This is a genomic window from Acetobacter pasteurianus, from assembly GCF_009914215.2.
Taxonomy (GTDB): Bacteria; Pseudomonadota; Alphaproteobacteria; order Acetobacterales; family Acetobacteraceae; genus Acetobacter; species Acetobacter pasteurianus.
Genome location: NZ_CP039846.2, coordinates 865142 through 892118 on the forward strand (window position 1 = coordinate 865142; position 26977 = coordinate 892118).

Annotated in this window: 29 protein-coding genes and 1 tRNA gene; 10 read left to right on the top strand and 20 right to left on the bottom strand. The window is 50.2% G+C overall.

The features are described 5' to 3' along the window. Positions 1 to 4 precede the first annotated feature (4 nt). The 3 genes from prpB to FCN51_RS17480 are packed head-to-tail and all read right to left on the bottom strand — an operon-like array spanning position 5 to position 3695. On the bottom strand, positions 5 to 937 hold the full coding sequence (gene prpB, locus FCN51_RS17470) for a methylisocitrate lyase (protein ID WP_160256470.1): 933 nt from the start codon (positions 935 to 937) through the stop codon (positions 5 to 7). After that, on the bottom strand, positions 934 to 2100 hold the full coding sequence (gene prpC / locus FCN51_RS17475; RefSeq protein WP_124294991.1) for a bifunctional 2-methylcitrate synthase/citrate synthase: 1167 nt from the start codon (positions 2098 to 2100) through the stop codon (positions 934 to 936). Before prpC ends, prpB begins: the two co-directional genes overlap by 4 nt. A 32-nt stretch (positions 2101 to 2132) precedes the next feature. Further along, positions 2133 to 3695 carry an MmgE/PrpD family protein gene (locus FCN51_RS17480; protein ID WP_160256471.1) on the bottom strand — a complete coding sequence of 521 codons (1563 nt, stop codon included), beginning with the start codon at positions 3693 to 3695 and terminating at the stop codon, positions 2133 to 2135. A 131-nt stretch (positions 3696 to 3826) separates the two neighbouring features. Here FCN51_RS17480 and FCN51_RS17485 point away from each other — a divergent pair, with 131 nt between their 5' ends. Further along, positions 3827 to 5242, top strand: a complete 1416-nt coding sequence (locus FCN51_RS17485) for a helix-turn-helix domain-containing protein (protein WP_160256472.1) — start codon at positions 3827 to 3829, stop codon at positions 5240 to 5242. A 288-nt stretch (positions 5243 to 5530) separates the two neighbouring features. On the opposite strand, the gene FCN51_RS17490 is transcribed toward FCN51_RS17485, so the two are convergent. Then, positions 5531 to 6211 (bottom strand): YfdX family protein, encoded by a 681-nt coding sequence (locus FCN51_RS17490; RefSeq protein ID WP_160256473.1) that lies wholly within the window; start codon positions 6209 to 6211, stop codon positions 5531 to 5533. 149 nt (positions 6212 to 6360) lie between these two features. Between FCN51_RS17490 and FCN51_RS17495 the strand changes: the two genes are divergently transcribed. After that, entirely contained in the window at positions 6361 to 6708 is a 348-nt protein-coding gene (locus FCN51_RS17495) for a DUF3147 family protein (protein WP_003625037.1), read from the top strand. 115 nt (positions 6709 to 6823) lie between these two features. Here FCN51_RS17495 and FCN51_RS17500 read toward each other — a convergent pair whose 3' ends face one another. After that, the gene (locus FCN51_RS17500) at positions 6824 to 7609 is read right to left on the bottom strand and encodes a DNA/RNA non-specific endonuclease (RefSeq protein ID WP_160256474.1); all 786 of its coding nucleotides are present in this window, start codon (positions 7607 to 7609) and stop codon (positions 6824 to 6826) included. A gap of 144 nt (positions 7610 to 7753) precedes the next feature. Here FCN51_RS17500 and FCN51_RS17505 point away from each other — a divergent pair, with 144 nt between their 5' ends. Beyond that, positions 7754 to 8146: a hypothetical protein gene (locus FCN51_RS17505; RefSeq protein WP_003627656.1), complete on the top strand. Its 393-nt coding sequence runs from the start codon at positions 7754 to 7756 to the stop codon at positions 8144 to 8146. Between the two features lie 294 nt (positions 8147 to 8440). Beyond that, a complete protein-coding gene (locus tag FCN51_RS17510) occupies positions 8441 to 9538 on the top strand; it encodes an acyltransferase family protein (RefSeq protein ID WP_160256475.1) in 1098 nt (365 codons plus the stop codon). A 63-nt stretch (positions 9539 to 9601) separates the two neighbouring features. Here the strand turns inward: FCN51_RS17510 and FCN51_RS17515 are convergent, their stop codons facing one another. Then, positions 9602 to 9814 carry a hypothetical protein gene (locus tag FCN51_RS17515; RefSeq protein WP_124294976.1) on the bottom strand — a complete coding sequence of 71 codons (213 nt, stop codon included), beginning with the start codon at positions 9812 to 9814 and terminating at the stop codon, positions 9602 to 9604. Between the two features lie 141 nt (positions 9815 to 9955). Continuing rightward, on the bottom strand, positions 9956 to 10780 hold the full coding sequence (locus FCN51_RS17520) for a glycosyltransferase family 32 protein (RefSeq protein WP_236661367.1): 825 nt from the start codon (positions 10778 to 10780) through the stop codon (positions 9956 to 9958). A 252-nt stretch (positions 10781 to 11032) separates the two neighbouring features. On the opposite strand from FCN51_RS17520, the gene FCN51_RS17525 reads away from it, so the two are divergent. After that, the gene (locus FCN51_RS17525) at positions 11033 to 11758 is read left to right on the top strand and encodes a DUF1796 family putative cysteine peptidase (protein WP_160256476.1); all 726 of its coding nucleotides are present in this window, start codon (positions 11033 to 11035) and stop codon (positions 11756 to 11758) included. A gap of 207 nt (positions 11759 to 11965) precedes the next feature. On the opposite strand, the gene FCN51_RS17530 is transcribed toward FCN51_RS17525, so the two are convergent. The 11 genes from FCN51_RS17530 to FCN51_RS17580 form a co-directional block, all read right to left on the bottom strand. Next, a complete protein-coding gene (locus tag FCN51_RS17530) occupies positions 11966 to 12166 on the bottom strand; it encodes a hypothetical protein (RefSeq protein ID WP_160256477.1) in 201 nt (66 codons plus the stop codon). Position 12167: 1 nt separating this feature from the next. After that, positions 12168 to 12548 (bottom strand): hypothetical protein, encoded by a 381-nt coding sequence (locus FCN51_RS17535; RefSeq protein WP_160256478.1) that lies wholly within the window; start codon positions 12546 to 12548, stop codon positions 12168 to 12170. Next, positions 12545 to 12913 carry a hypothetical protein gene (locus tag FCN51_RS17540; RefSeq protein WP_160256479.1) on the bottom strand — a complete coding sequence of 123 codons (369 nt, stop codon included), beginning with the start codon at positions 12911 to 12913 and terminating at the stop codon, positions 12545 to 12547. Before FCN51_RS17540 ends, FCN51_RS17535 begins: the two co-directional genes overlap by 4 nt. Beyond that, positions 12906 to 13064, bottom strand: a complete 159-nt coding sequence (locus tag FCN51_RS17545; RefSeq protein ID WP_167316215.1) for a hypothetical protein — start codon at positions 13062 to 13064, stop codon at positions 12906 to 12908. The genes FCN51_RS17540 and FCN51_RS17545 overlap by 8 nt, the downstream gene beginning before the upstream one ends. Before the next feature lie 63 nt (positions 13065 to 13127). Further along, positions 13128 to 13616 (bottom strand): hypothetical protein, encoded by a 489-nt coding sequence (locus tag FCN51_RS17550; protein WP_160256480.1) that lies wholly within the window; start codon positions 13614 to 13616, stop codon positions 13128 to 13130. After that, positions 13613 to 14119 carry a hypothetical protein gene (locus FCN51_RS17555; protein ID WP_160256481.1) on the bottom strand — a complete coding sequence of 169 codons (507 nt, stop codon included), beginning with the start codon at positions 14117 to 14119 and terminating at the stop codon, positions 13613 to 13615. Before FCN51_RS17555 ends, FCN51_RS17550 begins: the two co-directional genes overlap by 4 nt. Positions 14120 to 14169: 50 nt before the next feature. Continuing rightward, on the bottom strand, positions 14170 to 15558 hold the full coding sequence (locus FCN51_RS17560) for a CotH kinase family protein (RefSeq protein WP_236661369.1): 1389 nt from the start codon (positions 15556 to 15558) through the stop codon (positions 14170 to 14172). Beyond that, a complete protein-coding gene (locus tag FCN51_RS17565; protein ID WP_160256482.1) occupies positions 15551 to 15961 on the bottom strand; it encodes a hypothetical protein in 411 nt (136 codons plus the stop codon). The genes FCN51_RS17560 and FCN51_RS17565 overlap by 8 nt, the downstream gene beginning before the upstream one ends. Further along, positions 15961 to 16989: a tail fiber domain-containing protein gene (locus FCN51_RS17570; protein WP_160256483.1), complete on the bottom strand. Its 1029-nt coding sequence runs from the start codon at positions 16987 to 16989 to the stop codon at positions 15961 to 15963. Before FCN51_RS17570 ends, FCN51_RS17565 begins: the two co-directional genes overlap by 1 nt. 6 nt (positions 16990 to 16995) lie before the next feature. Then, entirely contained in the window at positions 16996 to 17721 is a 726-nt protein-coding gene (locus FCN51_RS17575) for a hypothetical protein (RefSeq protein WP_160256484.1), read from the bottom strand. A 1058-nt stretch (positions 17722 to 18779) separates the two neighbouring features. Then, positions 18780 to 18854: transfer RNA gene (locus FCN51_RS17580), tRNA-Val, on the bottom strand. 68 nt (positions 18855 to 18922) lie between these two features. On the opposite strand from FCN51_RS17580, the gene FCN51_RS17585 reads away from it, so the two are divergent. The 3 genes from FCN51_RS17585 (at position 18923) to FCN51_RS17595 (ending at position 22618) form a co-directional block, all read left to right on the top strand. After that, positions 18923 to 19849 carry an N-formylglutamate amidohydrolase gene (locus tag FCN51_RS17585; protein ID WP_160256485.1) on the top strand — a complete coding sequence of 309 codons (927 nt, stop codon included), beginning with the start codon at positions 18923 to 18925 and terminating at the stop codon, positions 19847 to 19849. Between the two features lie 105 nt (positions 19850 to 19954). After that, the gene (htpG, locus tag FCN51_RS17590) at positions 19955 to 21832 is read left to right on the top strand and encodes a molecular chaperone HtpG (RefSeq protein WP_160256486.1); all 1878 of its coding nucleotides are present in this window, start codon (positions 19955 to 19957) and stop codon (positions 21830 to 21832) included. 258 nt (positions 21833 to 22090) lie between these two features. Beyond that, positions 22091 to 22618 (top strand): DUF2501 domain-containing protein, encoded by a 528-nt coding sequence (locus FCN51_RS17595; RefSeq protein ID WP_012812417.1) that lies wholly within the window; start codon positions 22091 to 22093, stop codon positions 22616 to 22618. A 73-nt stretch (positions 22619 to 22691) separates the two neighbouring features. On the opposite strand, the gene mazG is transcribed toward FCN51_RS17595, so the two are convergent. Continuing rightward, on the bottom strand, positions 22692 to 23669 hold the full coding sequence (mazG, locus tag FCN51_RS17600) for a nucleoside triphosphate pyrophosphohydrolase (RefSeq protein WP_160256487.1): 978 nt from the start codon (positions 23667 to 23669) through the stop codon (positions 22692 to 22694). A gap of 72 nt (positions 23670 to 23741) precedes the next feature. Here mazG and argC point away from each other — a divergent pair, with 72 nt between their 5' ends. Then, positions 23742 to 24662, top strand: coding sequence for an N-acetyl-gamma-glutamyl-phosphate reductase (argC, locus tag FCN51_RS17605; RefSeq protein WP_160256488.1), 921 nt, complete (start codon positions 23742 to 23744; stop codon positions 24660 to 24662). Positions 24663 to 24704: 42 nt separating this feature from the next. After that, on the top strand, positions 24705 to 25436 hold the full coding sequence (locus FCN51_RS17610; protein ID WP_003629760.1) for an SDR family NAD(P)-dependent oxidoreductase: 732 nt from the start codon (positions 24705 to 24707) through the stop codon (positions 25434 to 25436). A 97-nt stretch (positions 25437 to 25533) separates the two neighbouring features. Here FCN51_RS17610 and FCN51_RS17615 read toward each other — a convergent pair whose 3' ends face one another. Further along, positions 25534 to 26952, bottom strand: coding sequence for a Hint domain-containing protein (locus FCN51_RS17615; RefSeq protein WP_160256489.1), 1419 nt, complete (start codon positions 26950 to 26952; stop codon positions 25534 to 25536). Positions 26953 to 26977: the final 25 nt, after the last annotated feature.

Here is a 26977-nt window from a genome sequence, read left to right on the forward strand (position 1 = left end):
ATGTTCAGGCGGCGTTGCGATCGGCCTGACCGATGTGCGGCAGAACCGTGGCCACAATGCCTGCGTCCAATGATTCATAATCGTAATACCGGATTGTTTTGTACAGTTCCTCTCGCGTTTGCATACGGGGCAACATGTCTTGCGTACCGCCTGTGCGTGCAATGGTTTTGTACAAATCATCCTGCGCCTTATTGGCTGCCCGCAGGGAACTGACAGGCCAGATGACCATACGGTATCCCATATCTTCAAACTGAGATGCCGTGAAATAAGGAGAACGCCCAAATTCCGTCATGTTGGCAAGCAGGGGCACATCCGGCATACGGCGCACAAACTCCCTGAACATATCTTCAGAAGTCAGTGCTTCGGGAAAAATGGCATCTGCTCCAGCCTCGTAATACAAACGGGCGCGAGCTACTGCACCATCCAGCCCTTCTGAGCTCGCGGCATCTGTGCGGGCAATAATCACCATATCACGCCGGGCCTTGGCTGCGGCGGCCACCTTTTGCGCCATCTCCTGCGGGGTGGCGAGCTTTTTGTTATTCAGGTGCCCGCATTTTTTGGGCAGGATCTGGTCCTCAATATGCACGGCAGCGGCACCGGAATCTTCAAAAGCCCTGACCATGTTCATGACATTCAGAACTTCACCATATCCGGTATCACCATCCACCAAAAGCGGCAGGCCAGAGGCCCGTGCAATCTGGCGGATAAAGAAACACGCATCCTCAATAGTGATAATACCCAGATCAGGCAGCCCCATGCTGGCAGACATAGCCGCACCTGAAAGATAAAGAGTCTGAAAGCCGTTATCCTTGGCCTGCAATGCCGCCTGCCCATTATGTGCACCGGGAATTTGCATAATACCCGATTTGTTCAGCAGAGCGCGAAACCGCTGCCCGGCTGGTGTTTGCGGCAGATCCTTGCCTACCAGATATGTCATGCTGCATGCTCCAGGCCATCGCGTTCACGCAGGGGCACAAAAGGCCGATTATCCGGCCCCACATAGTTGGCAGACGGGCGAATGATTTTTCCATCCTGCCGCTGTTCCATAATGTGGGCGCACCACCCTGTTACGCGGGCAATTACAAAGATAGGTGTAAACATGGCCGTGGGAATACCCATGGCGTTGTAAGAAACCGCGCTGAACCAATCCAGATTAGGGAACATCTTTTTCTGTTCATCCATAATCCGTTCAATCCGCTCGGCTACATGATACAGGCGCATGTTGCCATTACGGCGCGAAAGGTTGCGGGCTGTTTCCTTGATAATCTCGTTGCGCGGGTCTGCTATGGTATAAACCGGGTGCCCAAAACCGATGATAACTTCACGGTTTTCCAAGCGCCTGAGAATATCCTCCTCGGCCTCATCCGCTGTGCGATAGCGTTGCTGAATATCCAGCGCCACCTCATTGGCACCGCCATGTTTGGGGCCACGCAGGGCACCTATGGCGGCTGTTACAGCAGAATACATATCCGAACCCGTGCCTGCTACCACTCTGGCGGTAAATGTGGAGGCGTTGAATTCATGCTCGGCATACAGAATAAGGGATGTGTGCATGGCCTGCACCCAATCCTCCGGTGGCGCTTTGCCATGCAGAAGATGCAAAAAGTGACCGCCTACACTTTCATCATCCGTATTGGTATCTATCCGCCGTCCGTGGTTGGAAAAATGATACCAATACAGCAACATGGAGCCTAAAGATGCCACAAGCCTATCCGCAATATCCCGCGCACCGGCGGTGGGGCAATCGCTCCGTTCCGGCAGCGCGCAGCCCAGAACGGAAACGGCCGTGCGCAAAACATCCATAGGGTGTGTAGCGGCTGGCAGACGTTCCAAGGCGGCACGCACAATGGCAGGAATATCCCGCATGCTGGCCAGATGCCGCCTGTAGGCTTCCAGCTCTGCACTATTGGGCAGATAACCGTGGATAAGAAGGTGTGCGACCTCTTCAAACGTGCTGGCGCGTGCAAGATCTTTGATATCGTACCCACGATAATGCAGATCATTCCCGCTCTGCCCCACAGTGCTGAGCGCCGTGTTGCCCGCAACCGTGCCTGACAGCGCAACAGATTTTTTTGGTTTTCTGTGCAGATGCGTTGTCATTGTTCTATTCCTTCCTGTGCGTTATCGCCTGTTTAGGAAGCCAGAGCCGTAGAGGTGGCAGCCGTAACCGTAGCGGGCTTGGCCTGCCCGAAATTGAAAATGCCTTCCGCAGTATTCTGGCGGATATCTCGCTCCGGAATGGCAATTTCCAGCATATGTAACTCCCCTGCTTTCAGGTTGGGCAGGTTTTGCACAATGTCCAAAAACCTTTCGGCTTCCTGATGCGGCACAATACCTTCTGAAAGTGTTTGGAACTTACGAATATAATCAGCCCGCTGCCACGGTGTGGCCCCTAGGGTATGGGCATTGGCAACAGCCAGTTCATCCGCAATAACCGAGCCATCTTTCATGCGGATAACAATGCGGCCGCCAAAGGCTTTTTTGTCCGGGTCTGTTTCGTGATACCTTTGTGTCCACTCGGGTTTTTCTATTGTGTGGATCTTGCGCCAGAGCCGCACTGTATCTGGCCTGCGGGCACGTTCCGGGGCATAGGAATGCACGTGGTGCCAGCTACCATCCTGCAAGGCCACGGCCACAATATACATGATGGAATGATCCAGCGTTTCCCGCGAGGCTTGCGGATCAAACTTTTGCGGATCATTCGAGCCCGTGCCAATAACGTAATGTGTGTGATGGCTGGTTTCTATCAGCACATCATCAACATCATCCCAGTTTTTGATTTTCTGGCCCATACGAAAGGCAAGATCAATAAGCGCCTGGCTTTGATATTCTGCCGAATGTTCCTTGGTGAAGGATGACAGAATAGCGCGTTTGGGCTCACCCATTTCTGGCAATGGCACACGGTAATGCGCATTTTTACCATCCAGCATCCAGGCAATAACACCATCTTCCCCTTCATAAATCGGGGTTGGAGATGTTTCGCCCATCATGGCGCGGTCAACGGCCTCTACCGCCATTTTGCTGGCATGGGCCGGGGCATAGGCTTTCCATGATGAAATTTCACCCTTGCGGCTTTGGCGCGTAGCGGTGGTAACGTGCAAAGCCTGCCCAATGGCCTGATAGATAACCGCTGGCGGCAAGCGCATAAGCGTGCCAATACCCGCAGCCACAGATGGGCCAAGATGCGCCACATGATCTATCTTGTGTTTGTGCAAACAAATGGCACGGGCAAGATCTATCTGAATTTCATACCCCGTGGCGGCACCACGGATTAAATCTGCACCGCTGCGGCGGCACTGCTGGGCAACCGCCAGAATGCCGGGAATATTATCGCCCGGATGAGAATATTCTTCCGCTAAAAATGTATCATGAAAATCCAGCTCACGCACGGCGGTACCGTTGGCCCATGCGGCCCATTCTGCATGCACACGCACATTTGGCCCCATGCCAAACACCGTGGCGCCACCTTCCCGCCGATGTGCCAGAGCCTCGGCCCGCGCGCTCATGACGGAATGACGGTTTACAGAGGCCATGGCAACAGATGCGTTATCTATCAGCCGGTTGATAATCATATCCGTAACTGCGGCCTCCACCGGCACCGGATCTGCCGCCACCTGCGCAATTTTCCACGCAAGCTGTTCGGGCCGTGGCAGACGGTCGCTTTCTGGATGAACACGCACATCATGATACTGCATTGTTTTTACCTCATGATCGGAATTTGATCGTGAGGGGAGTGTTGCAGAGTGTTGTTTTGAGCGGCAGAGAGATAAGAGTAAAAAGAGGCGAAGGGAATGTTCCCGTTTGCGAAGTTTGCGAAGTTCGTACCATGCCACAAACCAGAACCAAGCTTTTTGCTGGCCCGCGCTTGCGGCAGTTGCGCCAACGCGAAACCCTGACCCAAGCCAACTTGGCAGACATGCTAGACATATCACCAAGTTATCTTAACCAGTTAGAACGTAACCACCGGCCCGTTCCGCACCCCCTGTTGCAAAAGCTGTGTGAACGCTTTGACCTGACCCCGGCATGGTTCAGCAACACCAAAGAAGCCCATACCGTGCAGGCCATGCGCGAAACCATGGCAGACCCTGTATTTAAAAATGCATCCTTACCTTTGGCCAAAATGGCAGATGCCGTACATGCCAACCCGGATTTATGCGCAGCATTTTTAACCCTTTACCGCGCCTATAAATTTGAGCAGGAGCGTGAAAGCGACACTCTTTCTCCCTCCCCTCCGCTGGAGCCATATGAAACGGTAGGAGACTGGGTACAGCAACATCGCAACTATTTTCATGAACTCGATTGTGCAGCCGAAAAATTTTACGAAAATCTTGATCTCAAAAACGGCTTGGCCGAAGCCTTAAAAACCTATCTGCTTGATCAGCACGGCTTGCACACGCAACAAGACCCGGCGCTGGAAGAAGGCGGGCTGGTGTGGCGGATAGACCGGCACCGCCGCACCATTTTTTTACCCCCAGACCAACCGCCGGAAAGCACGCTGTTCTATCTGGCGCAGATTATTGGCCAACGAGACCATACCCGCCTGATAAGCAGCATTTTACGGCGTGAAGGCCCCAAAGAGAAAAATGCATTGGAACTGGGCCGTGTGTATCTGGGCAACTACTTTGCCGGGGCCTTGCTGTTGCCCTATATGCGCTTCCTGCACGCAGCACAGACCATGCGTTATGATATTGAGCGCCTGCGCCGCCATTTTGGCACCAGCTTTGAACAGATAAGCCACAGATTAAGCACGTTACAGCGCCCCGGTATGGAGGGCATTCCCTTTTATTTTCTCAAACTGGATATTGCGGGAAATATTCTTAAAAGTTTTTCTGCCAACCGTTTTTCTCAGGCACGGTTTGGTGGCCCCTGCCCGTTGTGGAACATCTTTCGGGCCTTTGCCACACCGGGGCAGGTGCAGGTACAGCTTTCTCAAACCACGGATGATTCCATTTACCTCAACGTTGCCCGCACAGTGGGGCATGAGGGCGTAACCTATACAGACCGCCCACGGCAGATTGCCATTGTGCTGGGCTGCACCATAAGCGATGCCGCAAAAACGGTTTATGCAGATGGTTTAAACCTGAATGATCACAGATTGGTTGTGCCTATTGGCCCCGGCTGCCGCGCCTGTGTGCGGGATAATTGCAGCCACAGATCTTTGCCTGTTTCGGGCCGGATGCTGGATACAGGAAGTGATGCCAGAGGCGTTGTGCCCTACCGGGCGCTACCTGAAAAACCCTGATATTTTATAAGGAAGAAGATAGTCTGGTGGGGCAAGGGGAACTTAAAAGACCTATCTGGAATGACCGGGGATGCAAAAACATTCCAGATAGGAACCGGGGATTGAACGGGATAAATCAAGACGAACCAAGAGTTGTCGCGACGATGCCCCTTGCCCCACCAGCAGAAACGCCTTCATCGCCGCGACAATTTTGATAATAAGAACCATTCTCAATAAACGCAACATAAAAAAGCAGGGGTGGAGAACTTTTTTGCTCCCCACCCCTGCCTTGCAACACAGTGTGTTGTTTTAGTTGGCTTTTTTAGCCGGTGTGGAGGGAGCTACTTTTTCCACCACATCGTCAGAAACAAAAACAATGCCATCCAGAAGTTGGTTAAGTGCTTCTACAGCCTGCTGAGGCTGTCGGCCTTCTGTAAACACTTTTGCGCGGTACAGGGCGCCTTCGCTCTGTTCCAGCGGTGCAAGGGCCAGAATGAAGTCTGCATCTTCACCCACAACCTGCAGGCTCTGCTGTGCCTGCTGGGTCTGCCCGGCCTGGAACTGCTTGTTGGCGTTAGCCAGTGCTGCCTGTTTTTCTGGAGCCAGTGTTTCGCTTACAATAAATTCACCGCCAACTGGTACCCATGTTGTGGGGTTGGCAACCGGCGTATGGCTTGCAGAAACCGGATGCTGCGGGGCTGGCTGAAGCTGGCTTTCTGCCGCAAAGAACTTCTTGTTATCTGCACTGGCGGCCTTGAAGCGCTTTTGCGCATCATACAGCGGCGGAATGGCGGCATCGGTTTTGCCCTGAGCCAGCAGATCACGCGCCTGAAACACGTCCATCATGGCTTTCTGGCCATCAACGGAAAGACGATGCATGGCATGGCCAGCCTTGAACTTTTCCCACGTGGTGTGCACGGTGCCTGCCTGTGCCACAGAAAAACTGGTGAGCAATACAGCAGATGCTGCAAAAAGAGCTTTTAAACGCATAAAAACTAATCCAAACTGATTTAAATTTTCAAAAGATAACGGATGATATCCTGAAAATTAATTTAATGCGCCGGGTGGGGTGATACAATTCATCTATATTAAAAAATATATTATAGTCAGGCGTTTTTTATTTATTGTCTGATACCTGAATGTTCTTTCTTCTCAAAACTCTGCTTTCAGCTCTCATTATTGCTCTGGTTTCCACTTTGGCGCGCCGTTACCCAGGATTTGGCGCGCTGGTTGCTGCCCTACCCCTTGTTTCCGTATTTGGCATGATCTGGCTTTGGCTGGAAACGCATGATCCCGCACGGATGGAAGCTCATGTGAGTGCCACGTTCTGGTATGTGCTGCCTTCCCTCCCCATGTTTTTGTTCATGCCGTGGCTGATGCGGTGTGGCGTGCATTTCTGGCCCGCGCTGGCCAGCGGCTGCGGCTTAACCATTGTTTTGTACCTGCTGATGATCTGGGCTGGCCCTTGGCTTGGCATCAGCCAATAAAACCTCTTGCCAGCAGAGTCGCCCACAGATTCTGCGGATGCTCCAGTGGGTAAGCCTGTGGATAACGTGTACAACCTACGTGAAAATTGTGGCTTGTACTGCTTTCTCCCAACACTTACCGCCGTATTTTGCGCGGTGACGGCAAGCGCCAGAAACTCTGCTTAATGGTGTCCGCCACCGCCGGAAACGGATCTACCCCTGTATTGCGAATAAGGGTTGCCACAGTCACCTGATCGCAATGTGGAGAACGTTGCACGTTCTTGCAGACATACACGCCCGCAGCCTGACGATGCTCAGAATACACAGCCTTCCATGTAGAAGACGGTACAAACACGTGGTCTGGCCCAATGGTTGGAATAGGATGCCCATGAAAAGCAGGACCGGTGACCACATACACATCACCCTCCTGCACAGCCAATTCCCGCACCGTGTATTCAATACGTGCCCAAATACCCTGATTAAGCACAATGGATTGCGGTACCATGTTGGAATACGCAAAAGTTTCAAATTGCGCTGTAGGCGTTGGCTGGTCCGCACTGGGGGCCATGTGCCCTCTGCTATAGCCGGATTTTTTGTAATCCTGATCTCGGCTGCCATCTGGCCAGCGGGAATCTGCATAAAAAGTGCCCGCACGCATCAAGCGTTCTGCAAGGCGCACATTATTGGCCTGCAAATGCTCCGCCGCCCACAAGGGTGTGTGCGTGACAGATGAAACCAAAACAGCATAGCCTGTGTTACAAAGCAGTTCTGTCTGCTTTAGCATGAAAGGCCGCGTTAGGGCGGGCAATCTGTTTTCTGGCCCAAAAGCCTGACATGCTGCGTTTTCCTGCGCCCAAGCAGCAGAAACTGGCAGGCAGGCCAAAACCACGCCCAAGCATATTTTCGCAACACGCACACTCATTGCACGGATACCAGCGTGAAGCCCTGTTTTGAATACACAATGCTGCCTTTGTTGAATGCCATAAAATACGAAATGTCTTTATAGAAAAGATAACGCCCAAACAAAGGCACATAAAACCCAATCAGCCACAGTTATGGAGTAGAAATGGAGCAGCCCTCACCTTCCAGCACCAATACACCAGAGGCCCTGCGTGAACGCCGCACGCAAATGATAACGGCAAAACTACCCACCAAAATGCGCCGTGGCATACAGTGGTTACGCAAACCCGAGCAAAAATGGGTGCGTCTGCCATCTGGGCTGCTGTTAATTCTGGGTGGGCTGCTTTCTTTTTTACCTGTGCTGGGTGTGTGGATGCTGCCCTTGGGGATTTTACTGCTGGCGGAAGATATTCCGCTCTTTCAAAGCCTGAGCGGTAAGATGTTGGGATGGATTGCCCGGCGCAAGCCCTCGTGGTTAGGCATTGCTGAAAACGAAACAGAAGAAGAAGCCTTCCTGCGCGTTCAAACCTTTCTGGAGCAGGATTTATATCATCCCTGAAGTTTTTATCCGCAGCCATCTTGACTGCCAAGCTTAGTGGCCTTGTCCACAGATTCTGCGGATGCTCCGGTGGGTAAGCCTGTGGATAACGGGCACAACCCATGTGAGTCACGCTGATGATTTGCCCATACCCTGTATAAATCTGGGCATCTGGCTGAATGCATTTTTCAGGGTTCTACTAACCATCCCGCATCATGCATGGCTGTAATTTTCATGATATCCGGCCAAGAATATAGTCAACCGCCCCCCTGCCCGATATGAACCCTAAAAATATTTTCATATTAGGGCCATACAATGGGTAAATATAATAAAAATATAGAAATACAGCTGATGCGCATTATCTCCATTGCCTTGGTTGTTATGGCGCATCAGGCATCACTTCGTACCAATATTCACCCACATTTTGGAGAAAGCCTGGGAACAGTATTACGCCCTTGGTTGGGTGTAGATATTTTCTTTGTCATATCCGGTTACTTCATGGGCTATATGGTTTTGGGTAAATCCAAACCCAATATGGCATTGGCAGAAAAAGTTTCCTTCTCCCTCGACTTTTTCAAGAAAAGATTTCTCAGGCTTTTTCCTGCTGCCTTTTTCTGGATTACCGTAACACTCACGGCGGGCCTTATTTCATCCAATCGCGGCTTGTGGGGGGATCAAACCAGCCTGTTCTATAAATGGCTGACTTCTATTTTATATATCAGAAACTTTGAAAACGCAGCCTCCCCCAGCCCCTTAGGCTGGTATTGGTCTTTATCGCTTGAAAATCAGTTTTATATTGTTCTGCCGCTTTTATTCTTCACCATAGGCAGAAAGTTTTTTATCCCCTGCGTTTATGCTTTGGCTGTTCTGCTGCTTTTCTGGCTACCCGGTGGCGTTGATTGGGGATGGTACCGCCCCACAGGGTTTATATGGGGGCTTATTGCTTATCATCTTGTAAATACACAGGGGATAGGTGATGTTATACGTGCAAAAGCACCACAAATTCCTGCAACACTTTCTGTCTTTCTGCTTATTTTTGGCCTTGTTGCGTCTACAGCCATACCCGCTGCATTTCAGAACCAGATGATGCCTTTTGCCATCAGCATTGTCTCTATTCTGGCGTGTGTGTACGTGGTGTATGCGGCCTTAAAATGCGGCACGTTGACTGTGCCAAAACCACTGGCCTTTCTAAGTTACTGGGGTGGAGAAATTACTTACTCCTTTTACCTGTGCCATATTGTTGTGTGGGATATTATGCAGGATATGCGCCAGTCTTACGGTTTGAGAATATCGTCCGAACTTTTTGCTGCTTCCGGCATCAGCATGGCCATTCTTTTTGCCACGCTCTCTTATTTCTTTATTGAATTACCATTTTATAAAAAGAAATCTGATCTGGAACCAACACTCAAGTAACCACAAAAAAAACCGCCGAAAGGCGGTTTTTTTCTTACCCAATCTTAAAATGCGCCTACAGTTTTAAACAGCTTCTGACATTTCATACGGAATGTTGGCTTTTGTCAGCTCTGCCAGAAAATCTCTATCCACGACAGCATCCTTGTAGTTCTCATCTTCCACACATTCCCGCCAGGAAAGTTCTGAGGCAGACGGCTTGCTGGTTTTCCATGTCTGGTGCAGGGCTGAGGCCTTGGAAACAAACTCTTTTAGAACAGAAATGGTCACTGTGCTCATAAGGTGAACTTTCTCTTTAATCTTGGCAATTGCCTATATGTGGCCTTCGCAGATGTGCGGTGCAAGGTATCAATTCACACTTTCCACAAGGTTGTACACAGGCAAGCCCCCCTACACACTCAGCATGGAAAGAGGCATAATTTATGCCCGACGATGCGGCGGTCTGGCTTTACGCCAGTTTCCTTCAGAAAAGGCCTTATAGGCCAGTTCATCATGCCCATAACTGGCGACTGCACGGCTATGATGCCCAAGCAAAAACCCATCACCACAGGCATGGTCCGCCCACTCTGGCGTGACATCATAAAGATACTTTATCGCCCCAATAGTCGTTGTACCCGGTCCGGTATTCACCCAGATATTCTCAAAACTGTTTGGGTTGTTTTTATAACGGGTAAGAGACTCACAAAGTGCATGAATGATGGCTTCAATAACGGGATGCTTTTTTCTGGAAATAATTAACCCGTTTTCAATGCACCATGGCGCGCCAACAGCATACATAAGAAAACATTCGTAAGACGCATGGCCAGTTATATGTGCAAGCGGCGCATGCATGGAAATATCAACATCAACATAAATGCCACCATGAACATACATATCGCACATACGCCACAGATCAGACCGCATGGCAGGATGGAAGCACACATCAAAAAGTGCCACCATATCCTGCCCAAAATGGGTATGCAGAAACGCACGAGCTGATTCATCATGCGTAAGAACCAGCTCAAAACCAGGATTATTATTTTTTACTTTTTCAATAGAGCGGGCTACATCATCTGGTAGTGTTTCACTATGCCAGTATTGAGAAATTCTTTTGGGAATATTCGGCGGCAAAATGCTTTGGCTTGGAGGATCAAGATCCGCCTGAGCCAGTGTTGGAAGCCAACCGCTTTCTACCCCTTCATGCAAACAACGGAAAAAATCCATTTTAACATGTGGCGGATTAGGACGCTTTGATTGCGTGCTCATACCTTTCATCATAAATATTGTTTTGTATGACATCTAGAATATCGCATCTGTGATTATTTTGCTTTCTGTAGAATAACAAAATACCAACCTTAAAGTAAAGATATGAACACAAAAGCAGCTTTTCATGGCAAATGTTCATGTGCCATATAGGCTATTCCAGGAACGATATTGGAGGAAATACCAAAATCTTCCAATGCAGGCATATTGATAAATTCATATTATTGTCAGTCATATCCAACCCCAAGGGATCTTATGGACAGTCTGAAAAAATTTAAACGATCTTTAAAAGATCAGCTCTCTTTACTCGGATATTACCGGCAGTTAAAACGTGTTGTGCGGCATACCCAAGGGCTTGAAGTGGTTTCTATGGGAGATCATTGCCTGACAGCTTCAGTCATTAAAAATCTTGGCCTTAAACAAAAATCCTACCCGTTTGATTGGATATTTAGTGATATCCGCATGGTAAACCACTGTATTCATGATGAATTTTCAACATTTCTGGATAAATCACAGCATATAAAAATTGCTGATAGCGATAAGCTCTCACCAGATGCAAATTTTTGTGATCACAGATATTATAAAGAACACTACGGTGTTCTGTTCACATTTAATCACTATGATATATCTGTTGATGATGTTTACAAATATTATAAACGCTGTGTTGAGAGATTTGTAGAACTACTCAATTCAGATAAAAAAGTTATGTTTTTATGTATTTCCCAAAAAATTTGTCAGAATGACTTTTATGAACTTTCAAAAACCTTATCATTTTACAAAAATAAATATCTCCTCGCCCTGAACTTTATCCAGCGTGAGGATGGTCTCTACACATGCAATATCAGCGCAGAAACAGAAAATGCTCTTTTATATTCCATTTCACGCAAAGAAAGTATTGATGGCACAAATTTTCAAACAACACAGGATTTTATCAGCTTCATGACTGTTTTTTGTTCATTCCTTGCCACCCAAAAGGGATAACAAAAACAAAGCTATCAAATTTTTGCCGTATATCCGTGACATACAACCAGAAGCCAAGAGCCTGTCCGCTACCTATGGCGGCTCTTGGTCAATATCCACGCCAAAACCCAGACCGCATTACCAGCAGCCGCCAGCCCACAGCCAAGATGATAGTGGCAAGGAAAACTCCCCCGCCACCAACAATCATCCCACACTCAAAATCCGGTGTCATGCAGACTGGATGGCCGCATTATCCGCCTTACATTTGGCAAAAATGACTTCAATATCCGCCACGTTCGGCCCGGTTTTGCTCTTGGACTGCTCAATGGCCTGCTTCACCGTTTCATAAACTTCCGGCCCATATTTCTCGGCCAGACCTGCAACGGTGGTTACAACACCAAGGATAGCGCTGATTTCTGCTGCGTTCATGTTACTTGCTCCCTCCAATAGTTGCACAGGAATCCGGCGTAGTCCCGGTTTTCAGGCCTGCCCAGCAGATTTCGAATGATGCGAAGTCTGTCTGCAATGCGGACACGGCTGTTTGCGTGATGCTACTGCCGGCCTCAATGGAGGTTTCCAGAGACGAGATTTCGTTAAACAAGGTCTGGCTGGCACGTTTGGCGATATCTTTTTGCGTATCAGTCAGCGCCACACCCGGTACCTTGCCTGCCATCACATCCGGCATCGGGTTAGCTAGCACATGGTAGGCGCTGTCCACATCGTAAACAGCCTGGTGTAGTTTCCCCTGCGCCGTATTGGCGCAAGCTGCCAAAAGCGGTAGAAGCCCCAGCGCAAAAAATACTTTCTTCATTTCGTATTGTCTTTCGGAATGGTCACAATAGATTCACTCCCTCCCTGAGGAAGATCGGATTTAGAAGAAACTGCACCGCGCAAAATAAGCGCAGCATTGGCAGCCTGCTTCCAGTTGAGAGCAAGGAAGTTGATAATCCGGTAAAGCAGCCAAAGCTTGCCGGACTGATTGGCCGGAAGCGGGATCTGGGTTGCGGCTGCACCTGCTGCTGCAAACACAACACAGGCATAAAGCACCCATGTTGCTTCTGGCTGAGGGAGAGCTGCCGCCATAGCGGGCAAAGACAGGCCAGCCGTAATGGCCTTGGCTGTCTGAGCCACAACGGTGGAACGTTGAGGTTCTACGGGAACAGGTGCATCAGTCATGTACGCCACCTCCCCGCAGGCTGACAAACAACCTGTTCACATCTACAACTTCAATCATCAGGCTCCCACTTGGGCTGCTGTGCATGCACCGGCACAGTTCGGCTGGCACGATCTTTGCCGTGCGTTCGCATTCGGTTTCAGTGAGAAACACCGTCTTTGTCCTTTCCAAGTAATCGCCATGCCAACTGCTGCTCGAGAGGTAGAAGAACGTGCTTCATGCCTTGATGGCCTGCTGAAATAGAGAAGTATTTGCAGCGGCATTGGCCTGCCCAAGCACTGTGTTATAATGCTGCTTGTGGTAAGCGCTGAGGGCTGCTGCATCTGTGGCAGAGGGCAATGGTTCAGAAGTACGCAAGTATTGCGCTCTGCACATACAAGCTGAATAAGCCTTGTTCTGCACAAGGTTTTCTGCTTCAGGCAGACCAGTCAAACCGCTTGCTGCCAGTATGCGATTAGCAAGATCAGGCCGGTAACGCAGAAAGTTCAGCCAAATATCATCATGAGTTCTGGGCTCCATCTGGAACCAGCCCAGTGCAGGCCCATTGATTTGCCGGTCATGCATAAACCTACTTTCGACAAGCCCTGTGCCTGTCACCAGATTTACTGCTGCATTGCCGCCAAGATTGATAGCTTCCAATACCGGAAGAATGATCTGGCGCTTGATGGCTGAAAGGGTTGCGATCCACACATTTTTAGTGCTCATGCTGCCTCCATTTCACGCGGGGGCAGAATGAACTGTGTTTCCTGTGGCTGAGGTGCAGGCTGTGTGGGCGCATCCCACGGTTCACGCCAGTGCAGCCACTTCACCCAGATTGTGCTGGCCACTTCCTGATCAGAAAGAAGTGTAGAACCAACAGCAGCCCCAAGCGTGCAGAACAGCCCCACAATAACCGCCAGTTTTTTCCAGCGCCGCAAACTGTCTTCTGCCAGCCTGTTCCGCTCTTCCTGTGCACCGGTATGTGCCGCCAACTGACGCGTCAGATCGGAAAGCTGAATACCAATCCGGTCCATTCCTGCATTGGTGGCTTGCTGGCGTGCGTTGCCTTCAGCTCGCACCGCAGCAATATCCCGGCTGATGCTGTCCAGTTTGCCGTCTGTTACGTCCTGCCGCCTCTCTACAGCGGCAAGACGTTCTTCATGATCATCCAGGCGTGCATGGACGCCATCAGCCACGCAGGGGGTGCCCGCGCTCTGTTCATCTGTCATTCTTTTATCCGAGAAGAAATGGACTGCCTTACAAAAGGCAGCCCTTGCGATTATGCGCCGCTATAGCCCCATTGCGCATCAATCCACGCAATACGGGTTTGTGCATAATTCATGATGTAAGAGACACTTTCTTTTTCAATATTCATGCTTACATCAATAGATCCTGTTGCACCGGTCAATTTCCAGTTTTCTAGATCCTGCTGCATTATTGTTGGATCAATCAGCACAACATATTCAGCAATCCAACGTTTAATACGCGCGGCATCAATAATTCCAGCTTGCCGCAACTGCGCCCAACGTGCCCGCAGTTCTGGACGAAAGATGGTATGCATAAGCTTAAAAAAGCCGGGAGACTGCCACCCATAACCATTTGGATTTTCCATAACCCATCCAATATTCTCGGCGTCAGATTTAGAACCACCCAAATCTATAATTAGCCCCCACGTTTCATCGCAATCGTACAACCATACAGACCATATCCCAGAGGTAGACGTCGCATTCCAACTGCCCAGTTCAAAGTTACTCTGCATGCTGTCATACGAACCTGCCAGTTCACATATCAGCACATAATCCAGAAATGACTGGAGATCGATATATTGTGGATACGTTGCGCGGGCATCTACGTTTCCAGCAACACAATCACCAAACCACTTCACAATCCTTGAACATGCAGCGTTGATATCTGGTGCAGATGTGGAAATATCATCTTGATCATCATACCCAGAAATGGCGGGAGACTGCACAGTCCATTCTGTAGATGTAAACGTGCCTTCCCAGATATTTCCTGCATGCTGCGGCTGAATTAAAATATGCTGGTTATTGCTATCATCCATAAGATAATCTGGAAGATCAGCAGGGGAACGCAACACATACATACCCAGAAATGTACCGTTCTGCCAAAGTTCCGCAGGGAAACCAGCCGTTGTAAACAACGCGGATGTATGTGTCCCTAAATCAGTACCATCAAAATACTGATAAGCAGACAACGGAGCCAGTAGCCCAGAAGGATTTTTACGCATCTCACGCCAGATAGCCGTCGTCAGGCTATCACGCACAAGAGTACGATCCGTACCATACCCTTTCAACGTCACACTTGTCATGGGGAACCAGTCACCAATACGAAGTGATAACTTGTTTCCTGTAATAGAATTTTTTAGTTTCAGTTTCCAGTTCTGTTTCAAAGCCCCTTGCGAGGATTGCCCTTGTGTCTGCCACGTCCCTGAAGCTGAAAAAAGCGGTGTTGTTCCCTCAAAAACTGTCACTGACATATTTGGGGTTGTGCTGGTGGTGGGCAGATCACCTTCCACCAAAATACGCCACGGTGCAGAGGGGGCCGCAAGAGTAATATAATCCCACTGGCCAGAGATATTGTTCGCACCCAGCTGAACAATACCCCCATTATTTATAAACCCTGTTGTGGGCTCAGAAACCTTAGCCAAAGATCAACCTCCCGTAGTAACGGGATGCGCCATCCCACATAATTTCCACGCAACAGATGGCCCCGATACGGCTATCCACAAAGGCAGCCCCTTCGGGCCATATTACGTTGTCAGGCCATGTAATTTCACAATTCCCGTCATACGGCTGTTGGGTAAAAACACGCATGGTCTGCAATTCGCCAACATTGCCGCCAGATACAGACAGAACACAGTCCTGATCAGGCAGGATGCGGTATCCAATGTTGCCATAACTTGCGAATGCCAGATTACAAGAAGCGCCGGGGTTTAGCTTGGTCAAGATTGGTGTGCCGCTTGTTACAGCATCCACAATCTGACCGCCGGAGAGAGTGTTTCCACCCGCTCCGGTTGCAACCCCTGCTGAAAAATCAAGCAGGGTTGACATTAGGCCGCGCCTCCAATTGTTGTTTTAGAAGCATTCTCCAGTACGGTAACGCGCGAAACGAGACCAGAAACCTGTAAAGTCAGGCCTGCCAGAATAACAGGAAAGATTTCTTCATAACGCAGCATTTGAATGTACTGCTGCTTACCAGAAGCATCAACGCTCTGCGCCTGCGTGAAGCTTTTGTCTTCGTTCTGCGTAACAGTAAAAATGGCCGTTTTTGTCCACAAAGCAAACTTTGACGGATCTAAGCCTGCCGCCGTAATCGCAGCTTCGATATCCTGAGCGATGTAACCAACATGGTAACGGGCGTTTGCCGCTCCCTTTTCAGCAATAGAAGTATTAAGCTGATATACAGTCGGTTTAACCGTTGCGAGTGCGGCAATAAGCTTCTGACCATCTGCATAAGCAGTATCGGTCAGCCTACCTGCAATGGTCTTGGTTGTTGCATCAGAGGTAACCACTGTAGCATTCTGAGCATAAACCGTATTAACCGGCTGTGCCGCAACGCCGATATTCAAGGAACCAGAAGAACGCCCGGTTAGGACAGTTCCGTCCAGATAGCGACCAAAAGACTTGCTACCATCGGGATTAATCCAGTTTAAATAATCTTTAGCGGAAGCTGAGCTACCATTATAATTGACAATAGCACTATTACCAGCACCGATAACGTTAGAACCGTAACCAAAGTTAATATAAGGAGCGTTATTATTGGCAGAGTTAGAAGGAATAACTACTGAGCCATCTGTTTCAATTTGCACAACACCGCCAGCAGCGCCTACGGATGTTACAGGAACATAAGTATTCCCCAAGTTAGCAACAGCATTTTTAGCGGCAGTCGCATCAGACTGCGCTGCCTGTGCTGTTGTATTTGCTGTAGATGCATTAGTGTTTGCCGTAGCGACCGCAGTTGCATTATCACCGACAGCTTTGCCAAGATCAGCAAGGGTCTGACTGGTCGTGCCGCCTGTAGCAGTGACAGAACAGGCGGAAAGATCAAGACCCGTAGGTGCGCCGTAAGTTGTAGACATGTAAAATTACTCCGAAACGGCGCACAGAACGCCAATGTTGTTAATGGTGTTAGGAAAGAAAATGCTGCCGTCTGTCAGGACAATTCCGGTATCGGCATCCACAGACAGACCGGCAGGCAGAGATGAGAGATTGCTAATGTAGGCAGCCGGCGCCACATACACATTCCCGTTCACGGTGAAATCTGATGGAACAGCACCCGTGGTTCTTGGCCGTGCCACCACAGCGCCACCTAGAACAGTCAGGTAATCATCATCCTGCATGGCTGTCGCCATATCAGAAAGTGCGATATCTCCTGATGATGTCCGTATCTTTGCGCTTTCATCCAAAGCCAAAATCGGCTTCAGTGTTGCTGTCTGGGTCTGTGTGGCAGGCACAACGGTCAGCGCAGATTGCAGGGCTGTACCGTCTGTCAGCGCCAGATTGCCGCTTCCATCCAAAGCAGCCACACCATTCGCTTTACCGCGTGCTGCGTTTACACCATTGGCTGCATTCTCGGTTGCCTGTTCTGCCTGTGTTGTGGCCGTTTCTGCTGCCGCCTGAGCTGCAGTTACCGCATCAGATAAACCGATAGTTTCAGAAATACCTTCAGCTAAAACAGAAACAGGTATCTGTTCTGCCTGCGTCGTGCCAGCTGATGTAACGACACCCACAAGTGTATCTGTACTGGATACGGCACTCGCCTGCGGCAAAGACGAGATAGGGGTGCCAGAGGACGTTGTCGTCCCCGACATTATTTACGTTCGTCCATACGGACGCCTCCATTTTTTGAAATGGGATTCCGAGCGACAACCTATGCCGTTATTCGGAAAATCCCTTTAATTTTCATCTGGGATGATATTTTTCTTCCCGAGATGATGACGCAGGAATAGCAGCGACCACGCGGAAACGTCAAGAACAAAATGAGAACAAATGTTCACGATATGGGAAAAATATCCGTCCAAGCCGAAAAAATCTGGAAGGTTCTAAAAACCTCTTGGTTTTGAGAGTGTATATATGATTCCATCCCCGTACCGTGATGAAGGGATGATGGCATGAAGCATGTAGGGTTGATTTGATGCCGAGGGACCACTGTCGCGCCTGAGCGGGATGCTGACTATCTATCAATATCGAGACAGATCCTGAATGCCACGCTGGTCGCGGCGCCAAAGCAGCACAATAAGTGGGCCGTGTTCTCAAAGGATAGAAGAACAAACCATCTAAGCTGCCCTGTAAGGACAGGGCTGCCCGCTAGCTGATACGCAAATGGAAGGCTAAGCACCTGCTAATCATGCCGCTGTGAAAGGTCGAGCGCCGCTTCCTGATAGAGACGGGCCTGTGTTCCGGCCGCGCTACAGACGGGGGATTGGGAGAGGATATGCAGACAAAAGGAGAGCAAGCGGCGGTCAGATAAAAGCGGCTTGGTCAGTCGCATGTAGAAAGGCTGGGTTGCCTGGCCATATGCGGGTTTGGACACCGAAAGGAATAACAAAGGAAAAGACCATCTTTGTTCCTGACGTTACGCCTCATGATTTACGACATACATGGGCATCGTGGCACTATTGTCTGTATCGTGACATTTCGGCTCTCAAAGAGGATGGGGGACTATGGGCATCGTGGCGCGCTATGCAAAGAAAACGCCTGATGCATATCGTGAAGAGATTCGCGCTTGGTGGGGGCTGTCTGAGCGGCACGGATCTGGCACGGATATAGCTGCCAAATAATACGAATTGATGCCGCTTAATGGCACTATATAGATAGATTTTTTAGGGAGAGTAATGCTCAAAATCCGCAGAAAACTGCTGGTTAGGGATGGTGGGCGCAACAGGGATTGAACCTGTGACCCCTACCATGTCAAGATAGTGCTCTACCGCTGAGCTATGCGCCCATCCGTAACCGTGGGCCGCCTTTTATCCTTCTTGCGTGGCAAACGCAACCCCTTAGAATACCAGCAACATGAAAAACCTTGCCCACTCCCTGCTGCCACGCCATTTGGCACGTTTGCTGGAAAACACATCAGAGGCAGACTTGTCAGATCAGACAAGCCGGGCCATCGCGCCGGCTCCGTTTGTGGTGCGAGGTAGCGTGGGTGCGCCAATTGTGCTGGCCTCCCCTCATTCCGGGCAGTTTTACCCAGAAGCCTTTGTGCAAAACTCCCGCCAGCCTCTTTCTGTCTTACGCAGTGGAGAGGATAGCCATATTCACCTTTTGGCAGAGCAGGCACATGCCTTAGGGCCAGCCTTGCTACATGCCACCTTCCCCCGCGTGTTTTGCGATGTAAACCGTGGCGCGTGGGATCTGGATACGCGCATGTTCCATGGCCCCATTCCTGCTTTTGTACGCCCTACAGAGCGTGGTCTTGCCGGTCTTGGCTCCATTCCACGTATTGTCGGCAACAGAAAGCCCATTTACCGGCATCGCCTGCCTTTTATGGAAGCCGCCCTGCGCATCCGCCATTATTGGATGCCTTACCATGCCACGCTGGCCGATATGCTGGACAAAACACGCGCAGAACACGGCACCTGCATGCTGCTAGACTTACACTCCATGCCCGATGTGCCTGAAGCGGCAAGCCCAGACTTTGTGCTGGGCGATGCCCACGGCACCACATGCCACCCAGATATTATCAGCACAGCCGAACAGACCTTACAGAGCCTAGGCTTCCGTACCACGCGCAACCAACCTTACGCTGGTGGATATATCACCCGCCATTACGGCAGACCGCAGCAAAACCTGCATGCCCTGCAAATTGAAATGCGCAGAAGTTTGTACATGGATGAAGAAACCCATATCTGCCACGCAGGCTTTGCACCGCTTTCCAACGCGCTGGCCACGCTTACGGAAAAGCTTCTGAAACTCTTTCCCGCTTCCCACGGTTTATAGAAAAGAAGCATGCGTATTATCTAACGGAGTGGATATTGAAAACGTAGCACAACCACCACATCTGATAATCACATAAAAGCAAACAATGCATTACAGGACGTGAACATGACAGAAACAACCCAGAACACCACACCCAATGCCGAAACGCGGGAGTTTAGTGCAGAAGTTGGGCGGATGCTGGATCTGGTTGTCCACTCTCTTTATTCTGAAAGAGAAATCTTCCTGCGCGAACTCGTGGCCAACGCAGCAGATGCCACAGACCGCAGACGCTTTGAAGCCCTGACAGATGGCGCTCGCGCCCTGCCAGAAGATGCCAAAATTCATATCAACCCGGATAAAGACGCACGCCTGCTGACCATTACCGATGATGGTTCGGGCATGACCAAGGAAGAACTTATTAACAACCTTGGCACCATTGCACGTTCTGGCACCCGCGCCTTTGGCCAGCAGCTTGAAAACGCCAAACCGGAAGATCGCCCCAGCCTGATCGGTCAGTTCGGTGTGGGCTTTTATGCGGCCTTCATGGTGGCGGATAAAGTGGATGTTGTGTCCCGCCGCGCGGGTTCTGATGAAGCATGGCGCTGGACTTCCGATGGACGTGGATCTTACACGTTGGAACCCGCCACGCGTGATAAGCCGGGCACAGATATCACCCTGCACATCAAGTCTGATGCTGAAGAGTTTCTGGACCCCACCCGCCTGCAAACCATTATTCGCAAATGGTCGGACAACATTGCATGGCCTGTAACGATCCTGCATGACGGTAAGGAAGAAACAGCCAATGAAGGTAAAGCACTTTGGCTAAAACCCAAAAGTGAAATTACAGAAGAACAGCTTGAAGAATTCTACCGACACCTGACCCACAACTTCGATAAACCGTGGGATACCCTGCACTGGCGCGCAGAAGGCACCATTGAATTTGCAGCCCTGCTGTTTATCCCTTCCATGCGGCCTTTTGAATTTGCGGAACAAACGCGCGAAAGCAAACTACGCCTGCATGTGCGCCGCATGTTTATTACTGATGAAGCCGAAATTCTGCCGCCGTGGCTGCGCTTTGTGCAGGGCGTTGTAGATACGGAAGACCTGCCGCTTAACGTTTCGCGCGAAATGTTGCAGGCTACCCCTGTGCTCGCACGCATTCGCAAGGCTGTCACCAGCAAGGTGATGGGTGAGCTGAAAACCCGCGCCAAGGATGCCGAAAGCTACGCTGCATTTTGGGAAAATTTTGGCCCGGTGTTGAAAGAAGGCATGTGGGATGACCCAGCGTACCGCACGGAAGTTGCCGCACTCAGCCGCTTCCGCTCCAGCGCTGTAGATGGTCTGACCTCTCTGGATGACTACATCAGCCGCATGAAGCCGGAACAGGATGCCATTTACTATGTAACGGGTGATAGCGCAGAAGTGCTGGCGGCATCTCCGCAGATTGAAGGCTTCAAGGCACGCAGTGTGGAAGTGTTGCTGCTGTCTGACCCGGTTGATTCCTTCTGGCCAGAACGTCTGGGCACGTATGAGGGCAAAGCCCTGCGCAACGTGGCACAGGGTATGACTGATCTGGAAAAATTTGGTGCGCCAGAAGAAACATCTGCCGAAAAGGCAGACATGGAAGCCCTGATTCCAGCCCTGAAAGAAGCACTGGGCGAAGATGTTTCAGACATATGCGCCACAGATCGTCTGGTTTCCAGCGCAATGGTGCTGAGTGCGCCAGAAGGTGGGCCGGATCTGCAACTGCGCAAACTGCTGCAACGCAGCGGGCAGAACATGCCAGAAGCGGCACCCATTCTGGAACTCAACCCGGCACATCCTATCGTGCATACGCTGGCACAAAAGGTAAAAGCTGGTGAAAAAGTGGATGCCTTGGCCCATATTCTGCTGGATGTTGCCAGCATTCAGAATGGTGACACTCCCAAGGATGTAAATGCCTTTTCTCGCCGCCTGATGGAATATCTGGCGCAGGGCACACAGCCAGAAGCCCCCAAGGCCTAAGGCTCGGCTTCACAAAATATTTATATGTTTCAAAAAGGCCCGGTTCTGCCGGGCCTTTCCTTTTTGTAAAACAAGATTTTCAAAAACTATTTTACAACAACAGCGCAGCAAGATCTGACCAATTACAGTAGAAAAGAACTTTTCCCACTCTGGCGCATTCTAGTAGGCAGAACCCGCTATTGCGCTTTTATTACAAAAGATAGCGGCACTTTTTTGAATAAGACCTGTTGTATGGAAAATTTTGAAAGGGCTATCTAAATGTTCTCCACCAAAAAAACAATAATGGCTGCAAGCTGTATTCTGGGGCTCAGTGCCGCAAGTATGGCACACGCACAGAACACACCTTCCCATCTTCCAGCAGGCACCACATTTCCGACCACTCCTGCAGATGCCCTTCCGGTAACAGATCCGGCCCATCCGGCTTCTGCTCCTACAAATGGCGCACAGGTTGTGGGGAATGTTTCGGGCACCTCTACCACAGCCACCCCCGGCGTTTTGGGGGAAGGTGGCCTGCCATCAATAGAAAACGCAAGCACCGGCAACGTGGCGGGGCTGCTTTCCTATTGCGTGCATAAAAATTATGCCTCTGGCACAACACCACGCAGTGTGGCCCGCAATCTTTCCAAACGCCCCGATGTGCGGAACGATCAGGGATATTCTTTAGGGGGGCAAGGGTTGCTACAAAACAGCACATCCAAACCCTTTGATATTGCCACGCTTGAACTTTCCAAGCGCGTAAAGCTGTGCAGCGACCTTACAAAAAAGGGCCAAAGCCTGACAGACTAATATCCTTCATACATGGGCAGGCCATAGCAGCCTGCCCTACTTTGTAAATATGCCAAACCTGCCTCTGCTGGCGTTACTTTTTACTTTCTGCTTTTTTGACATCCTTCCAAATACTATCAAGCATTTCCACGCTTTGGTCTTGCATGGAAAGCCCCTGTTCCGCCAGAACAGCCTCCACACCTTCAAACCTGCGAGTGAATTTGTCACATGCCTGGCGCAAGCAGGCTTCCGGGTCCAGCTTCAGCCTCCGTGCCAGACTGGCAATGGAAAACAGAACATCGCCCAGTTCATCCTGCATGCGCTCACGATTACCGGCTTCCAGCTCAACAGAAAACTCTTCAATCTCTTCATGAACCTTGGCCACCACGCCAGAAATATCAGGCCAGTCAAACCCCACACGTGCAGCCCGCGCAGCCAGTTTGGAGGCGCGTAATAATGCAGGCAATGCTGGCGGCACTCCCGCCAAGGCACCCGGTATAGCCGCCCCTTTACCAGTTTGCCCGGCACTACGTTGCCGTTCCTGCTCTTTCAACGTCTCCCATTGGCCGGGAATGTCCTGCTTTGGTTGCGGCGTATCCGCTACGGCATGGTCTTCCAGCACATCGGCTCCAAACACCACATGGGGGTGGCGGCGGATCATCTTTTCCGTAATCATGCGGGCTACGGTTGCAAAATCAAACCGCCCCTCTTCCTGCGCAAGCTGGGCTTGATACACAACCTGTAGCAGCAGGTCTCCCAATTCATCGGGAAACGCATTCCAATCTTTTTTCTGGATGGCATCCAGCACTTCATACGCTTCTTCAATGGCGTAGGGTGCTATGCTTTCATGCGTTTGCTCTCTGTCCCACGGGCAGCCCTCCTTGGGGTCTCGCAAACGGGCCATAAGGGCGAGCAGACGTTGCAATTCGTATGCTGCCTGCTGGCTGTTGCCCTGTTGTGCGCTTTTTGTTGGTTGGCGGGATGCGGGGGAAGTGGTCATGCTTGTTTCTGCCTTTGGTTTGCATACATACACCGCTACCCGGTGCAAAAAGATATGATGGCATTTTGCCATAAACAGCCGTGCCGTCTATGCGGCAGCACCCAGAAAGCCTAATCTGCCGCCAGAACCAGAATGAGGTAAGGCATGACACAGAAACCCGTAGTCTTTATTGATGGTGAAGCCGGCACAACAGGGCTTGAAATTCGCGAACGCCTTGCCCCTTTGCCTGTCACGCTCCATTCCGTAGAACCCGCACACCGCAAGGACCCAACCGCTCGTAAGGAAGCCATGCAGGCGGCCGATCTGGTTGTGCTGTGCCTGCCTGATGATGCCTCCCGCGAGGCTGTTGAAATGGCCGCAGAGCTAGGCGATGCCGCACCCCGCATTCTGGATGCCAGCACGGCTTTCCGCACAGCACCCGGCTGGGTTTATGGCTTTCCCGAACTGGAAGCTGGACAGGCCCAAGCCATTGCCATTGCCCCCCGCGTAACCAACCCCGGTTGTTACCCCACAGGTGCCATTGCCCTGCTGCGCCCGCTGGTGGATGCCGGTGTGATGGATGCGCGCTACCCGGTGTGTATTAACGCCATTAGCGGATACTCCGGCGGTGGCCGCAGCATGATAGAAGCGCATGAGGGCGATGATGGCCCTGCATTTGAACTGTATGGCCTGAAGCTTGAGCACAAGCACGTGCCCGAAATTCATCAACATGCGGGGCTTAAGCGCAGGCCGGTTTTTGTGCCTTCTGTTGGGCATTTTGCGCGCGGCATGATTGTGTCCATCCCGCTGCATCTGGATGATCTGAACGGAAACGTGAGCGGGGAAGACCTGCACAACATTCTGGAAAAACGCTACGCAGGGCAAGACCATGTGCGTGTGCTGGCCGCAGAGCCAAAACTTTCTGCCGAAGCCCTTGCGGGAAGCGACAGAATGGAACTGCGCGTGCATGCCAATACCCAGAACCGACAGGCACTGCTTACGGCCCGTTTGGATAATCTGGGCAAAGGGGCATCTGGTGCTGCGTTGCAGAACATCCGGCTGATGCTGGACCTGAACGCCGCCTAAACTCTGCCCTGCCCACGCAAAATAGAAGAAAGGTTAAACACTATGAGCAACCGTGTTGCGCTTGTAACTGGCGGAAGCCGAGGCATTGGTGCCGCTATTGTTGAGGCTCTGGCAAAAGATGGCTACGACATTGCCCTGTCTTACGCCAACAGTGCAGAGGCTGCCGAAAAGGTTGCCCAGAAAGTGCGCGCACTTGGCCGTAAGGCCGTTACAATCAAAGCCAATGGTGCCACGGTAGAAGGCAACAAGGCTGTTATTGCCAAAACCATTGCAGATTTTGGCCGGATTGATGCGCTGGTGTGCAATGCGGGCATGTTTCCTTATGGCCCAATTAACGAAACCAGCGTTGAAGATATTGAAAAAGTTCTCAACCTGAACGTGCGCGCTGTTATGATTGAAACAGCAGAGGCCACAAAGCACATGCAAAAAGGTGGGCGCCTTATCTTTATCGGTTCTGCCTTTGGTGCGCGTGCGCCTTTCCCCGGCATTTCCCTTTACGCCACCACCAAAGCGGCACTCCGCGGCTTTGCCAAAGGCGTTGCGCGGGATCTGGGGCCAAAAGGCATTACGGCCAACGTGGTGGAACCCGGCCCGATTGATACAGACATGAACCCGGCTGAAGGCGAAGTTGCAAAACTGATCAGCAGTTTTGTCGCAACCGGTGCTTATGGCACCGTAGCAGACATTGCATCTACTGTTGCCTTCCTTGCCAGCCCGCAGGCTGAATACATTACGGGTGCAGCCATTCCGGTTGATGGTGGTCTGGAAGCTTAAAAAGCTACCCATTTTCTAATGGGATTTTATTATGAGCCCCAACATCTTTTTACAGATGTTGGGGCTTTTTCTATTCCGTAGCTCCTGACAGCAGAAACTATGCTGACAACGCAGCATATTCCTGTTGGTCGGCCTGTACAACATATGGGCCAGCTGCTCGGACTTCCAGGCTGAGAATACCCATTTTGCTTGTTACGATGTTGTGCAGTGGCAACAATGCATTGCCGTTGGTCCATGCGCAATCTTGCCAGCCCATATCATGCCACCCTTCTGGCTTGGATGGCGCCAGATGCTCCTGAACCTGCTGCGACACCCGGATAGAGCCAAAATGGATTTTGCCAACAGCAACACCCATTTGACGACGATCATCCACAAACGGTCCGATAGAATCACAAGGGCGGCTGGAGCGAGATACCACGCGCACACTCTCCACCCCTGCGGGAAGCATGAAGCTGTAAATGTTCTCGGATTTTTTGAATGGATAAATAGTTGCCCCACTGTTGGTAATTAACTTGAGGTCCGGGTCTTCAATAAGAACTTTTGCTTCTGCACGGCCCTCGATTCCCAGATCTTTTGCTTTTTCTTCCAATTTTTGGAAAATTGGTTCAACAAAATCACGCTGAACACCCAATGGTGCAGCGGCATCTTTCTGCCAGTTTTTCTGCTTTCCACCAATTCTGACAACTTTGCCAGCCTGCTGGAAGTTACGACGGCTTCCTGTATCCAGATAGCTTTCAGTCAGCATACCATCTGCCATAATGACTGAATGTTTTTCCGTTTCAATATGGTAGTAATCATAAGATGTCATGGTGGTATCATAATAAATGGAACGACCATTTACCAACATACGTGCAGGAACAAACTTTCCTTCCACAAACAGACAATGTTCGGGTGTTATCAACATATCTTTAAAAGGTACGTTTTCTGCAATAGAATTTTTTAGAATCCGTATAGGATATCCAGCTTGATCTTCTGGCAAATTGGCATTGACAACAACATGTGCTGTTCCTGCCCATACCACTTCTTTTTGTTCTTCTGTACCATCAATAAAAACAGAAACCTTTTCACCGGGAGCAATATCCTGCACCGGCATATATCCATTTTGTGTTTTTATTAAAGAATCTTTTAAAAAACATGAAAATGTATCGCTGTACGTTCCATCTGTTGAAATAGTTGCAACCGAATATGCGCCTGATAAGCTTGGGGCAATGTTTAGCGGGTTAGAAACCGTTGTTGTATCTGGTATCACAACGTACAATTTCTGGTTTGTATAACCAATGCCTTCGTTAAGATCTGTACTGATAATTGTTTCTTTAGTTGTTGGATCATACGTTGCATATAGATCTGATGTAGAAATAGAAAGATCTAATGTGAAATGGTAATCATATGGATTGCTGATTTCATAATAATTGGAACCTGTCAGTCCGGATGCACCCGAAAGAGATACATCCTGATTTGATGAGGTAATTTCTATAGTATTTGAATCTGACATTTGAGAATCACCATATAATTTCATGAAAACATGCCAAAACGTAAGAGGT

Bases quoted from the DNA above. Each gene is read 5' to 3' on its own strand.
- FCN51_RS17505 (WP_003627656.1), top strand. From the start codon at position 7,754: ATGGAGCAGCCCTCACCTTCCAGCACCAATACACCAGAGGCCCTGCGT.
- FCN51_RS17510 (WP_160256475.1), top strand. From the start codon at position 8,441: ATGGGTAAATATAATAAAAATATAGAAATACAGCTGATGCGCATTATC.
- FCN51_RS17585 (WP_160256485.1), top strand. From the start codon at position 18,923: ATGAAAAACCTTGCCCACTCCCTGCTGCCACGCCATTTGGCACGTTTG.
- FCN51_RS17565 (WP_160256482.1), bottom strand. From the start codon at position 15,961: ATGTCAACCCTGCTTGATTTTTCAGCAGGGGTTGCAACCGGAGCGGGT.
- FCN51_RS17520 (WP_236661367.1), bottom strand. From the start codon at position 10,780: ATGAGCACGCAATCAAAGCGTCCTAATCCGCCACATGTTAAAATGGAT.
- htpG (WP_160256486.1), top strand. From the start codon at position 19,955: ATGACAGAAACAACCCAGAACACCACACCCAATGCCGAAACGCGGGAG.
- prpB (WP_160256470.1), bottom strand. From the start codon at position 937: ATGACATATCTGGTAGGCAAGGATCTGCCGCAAACACCAGCCGGGCAG.
- FCN51_RS17515 (WP_124294976.1), bottom strand. From the start codon at position 9,814: ATGAGCACAGTGACCATTTCTGTTCTAAAAGAGTTTGTTTCCAAGGCC.
- FCN51_RS17575 (WP_160256484.1), bottom strand. From the start codon at position 17,721: ATGTCGGGGACGACAACGTCCTCTGGCACCCCTATCTCGTCTTTGCCG.
- FCN51_RS17485 (WP_160256472.1), top strand. From the start codon at position 3,827: ATGCCACAAACCAGAACCAAGCTTTTTGCTGGCCCGCGCTTGCGGCAG.
- FCN51_RS17480 (WP_160256471.1), bottom strand. From the start codon at position 3,695: ATGCAGTATCATGATGTGCGTGTTCATCCAGAAAGCGACCGTCTGCCA.
- FCN51_RS17610 (WP_003629760.1), top strand. From the start codon at position 24,705: ATGAGCAACCGTGTTGCGCTTGTAACTGGCGGAAGCCGAGGCATTGGT.
- FCN51_RS17555 (WP_160256481.1), bottom strand. From the start codon at position 14,119: ATGACAGATGAACAGAGCGCGGGCACCCCCTGCGTGGCTGATGGCGTC.
- FCN51_RS17490 (WP_160256473.1), bottom strand. From the start codon at position 6,211: ATGCGTTTAAAAGCTCTTTTTGCAGCATCTGCTGTATTGCTCACCAGT.
- FCN51_RS17525 (WP_160256476.1), top strand. From the start codon at position 11,033: ATGGACAGTCTGAAAAAATTTAAACGATCTTTAAAAGATCAGCTCTCT.
- FCN51_RS17615 (WP_160256489.1), bottom strand. From the start codon at position 26,952: ATGAAATTATATGGTGATTCTCAAATGTCAGATTCAAATACTATAGAA.
- FCN51_RS17530 (WP_160256477.1), bottom strand. From the start codon at position 12,166: ATGAACGCAGCAGAAATCAGCGCTATCCTTGGTGTTGTAACCACCGTT.
- FCN51_RS17535 (WP_160256478.1), bottom strand. From the start codon at position 12,548: ATGAAGAAAGTATTTTTTGCGCTGGGGCTTCTACCGCTTTTGGCAGCT.
- FCN51_RS17550 (WP_160256480.1), bottom strand. From the start codon at position 13,616: ATGAGCACTAAAAATGTGTGGATCGCAACCCTTTCAGCCATCAAGCGC.
- FCN51_RS17540 (WP_160256479.1), bottom strand. From the start codon at position 12,913: ATGACTGATGCACCTGTTCCCGTAGAACCTCAACGTTCCACCGTTGTG.
- FCN51_RS17495 (WP_003625037.1), top strand. From the start codon at position 6,361: ATGTTCTTTCTTCTCAAAACTCTGCTTTCAGCTCTCATTATTGCTCTG.
- FCN51_RS17570 (WP_160256483.1), bottom strand. From the start codon at position 16,989: ATGTCTACAACTTACGGCGCACCTACGGGTCTTGATCTTTCCGCCTGT.
- FCN51_RS17500 (WP_160256474.1), bottom strand. From the start codon at position 7,609: ATGAGTGTGCGTGTTGCGAAAATATGCTTGGGCGTGGTTTTGGCCTGC.
- argC (WP_160256488.1), top strand. From the start codon at position 23,742: ATGACACAGAAACCCGTAGTCTTTATTGATGGTGAAGCCGGCACAACA.
- prpC (WP_124294991.1), bottom strand. From the start codon at position 2,100: ATGACAACGCATCTGCACAGAAAACCAAAAAAATCTGTTGCGCTGTCA.
- mazG (WP_160256487.1), bottom strand. From the start codon at position 23,669: ATGGCAAAATGCCATCATATCTTTTTGCACCGGGTAGCGGTGTATGTA.
- FCN51_RS17595 (WP_012812417.1), top strand. From the start codon at position 22,091: ATGTTCTCCACCAAAAAAACAATAATGGCTGCAAGCTGTATTCTGGGG.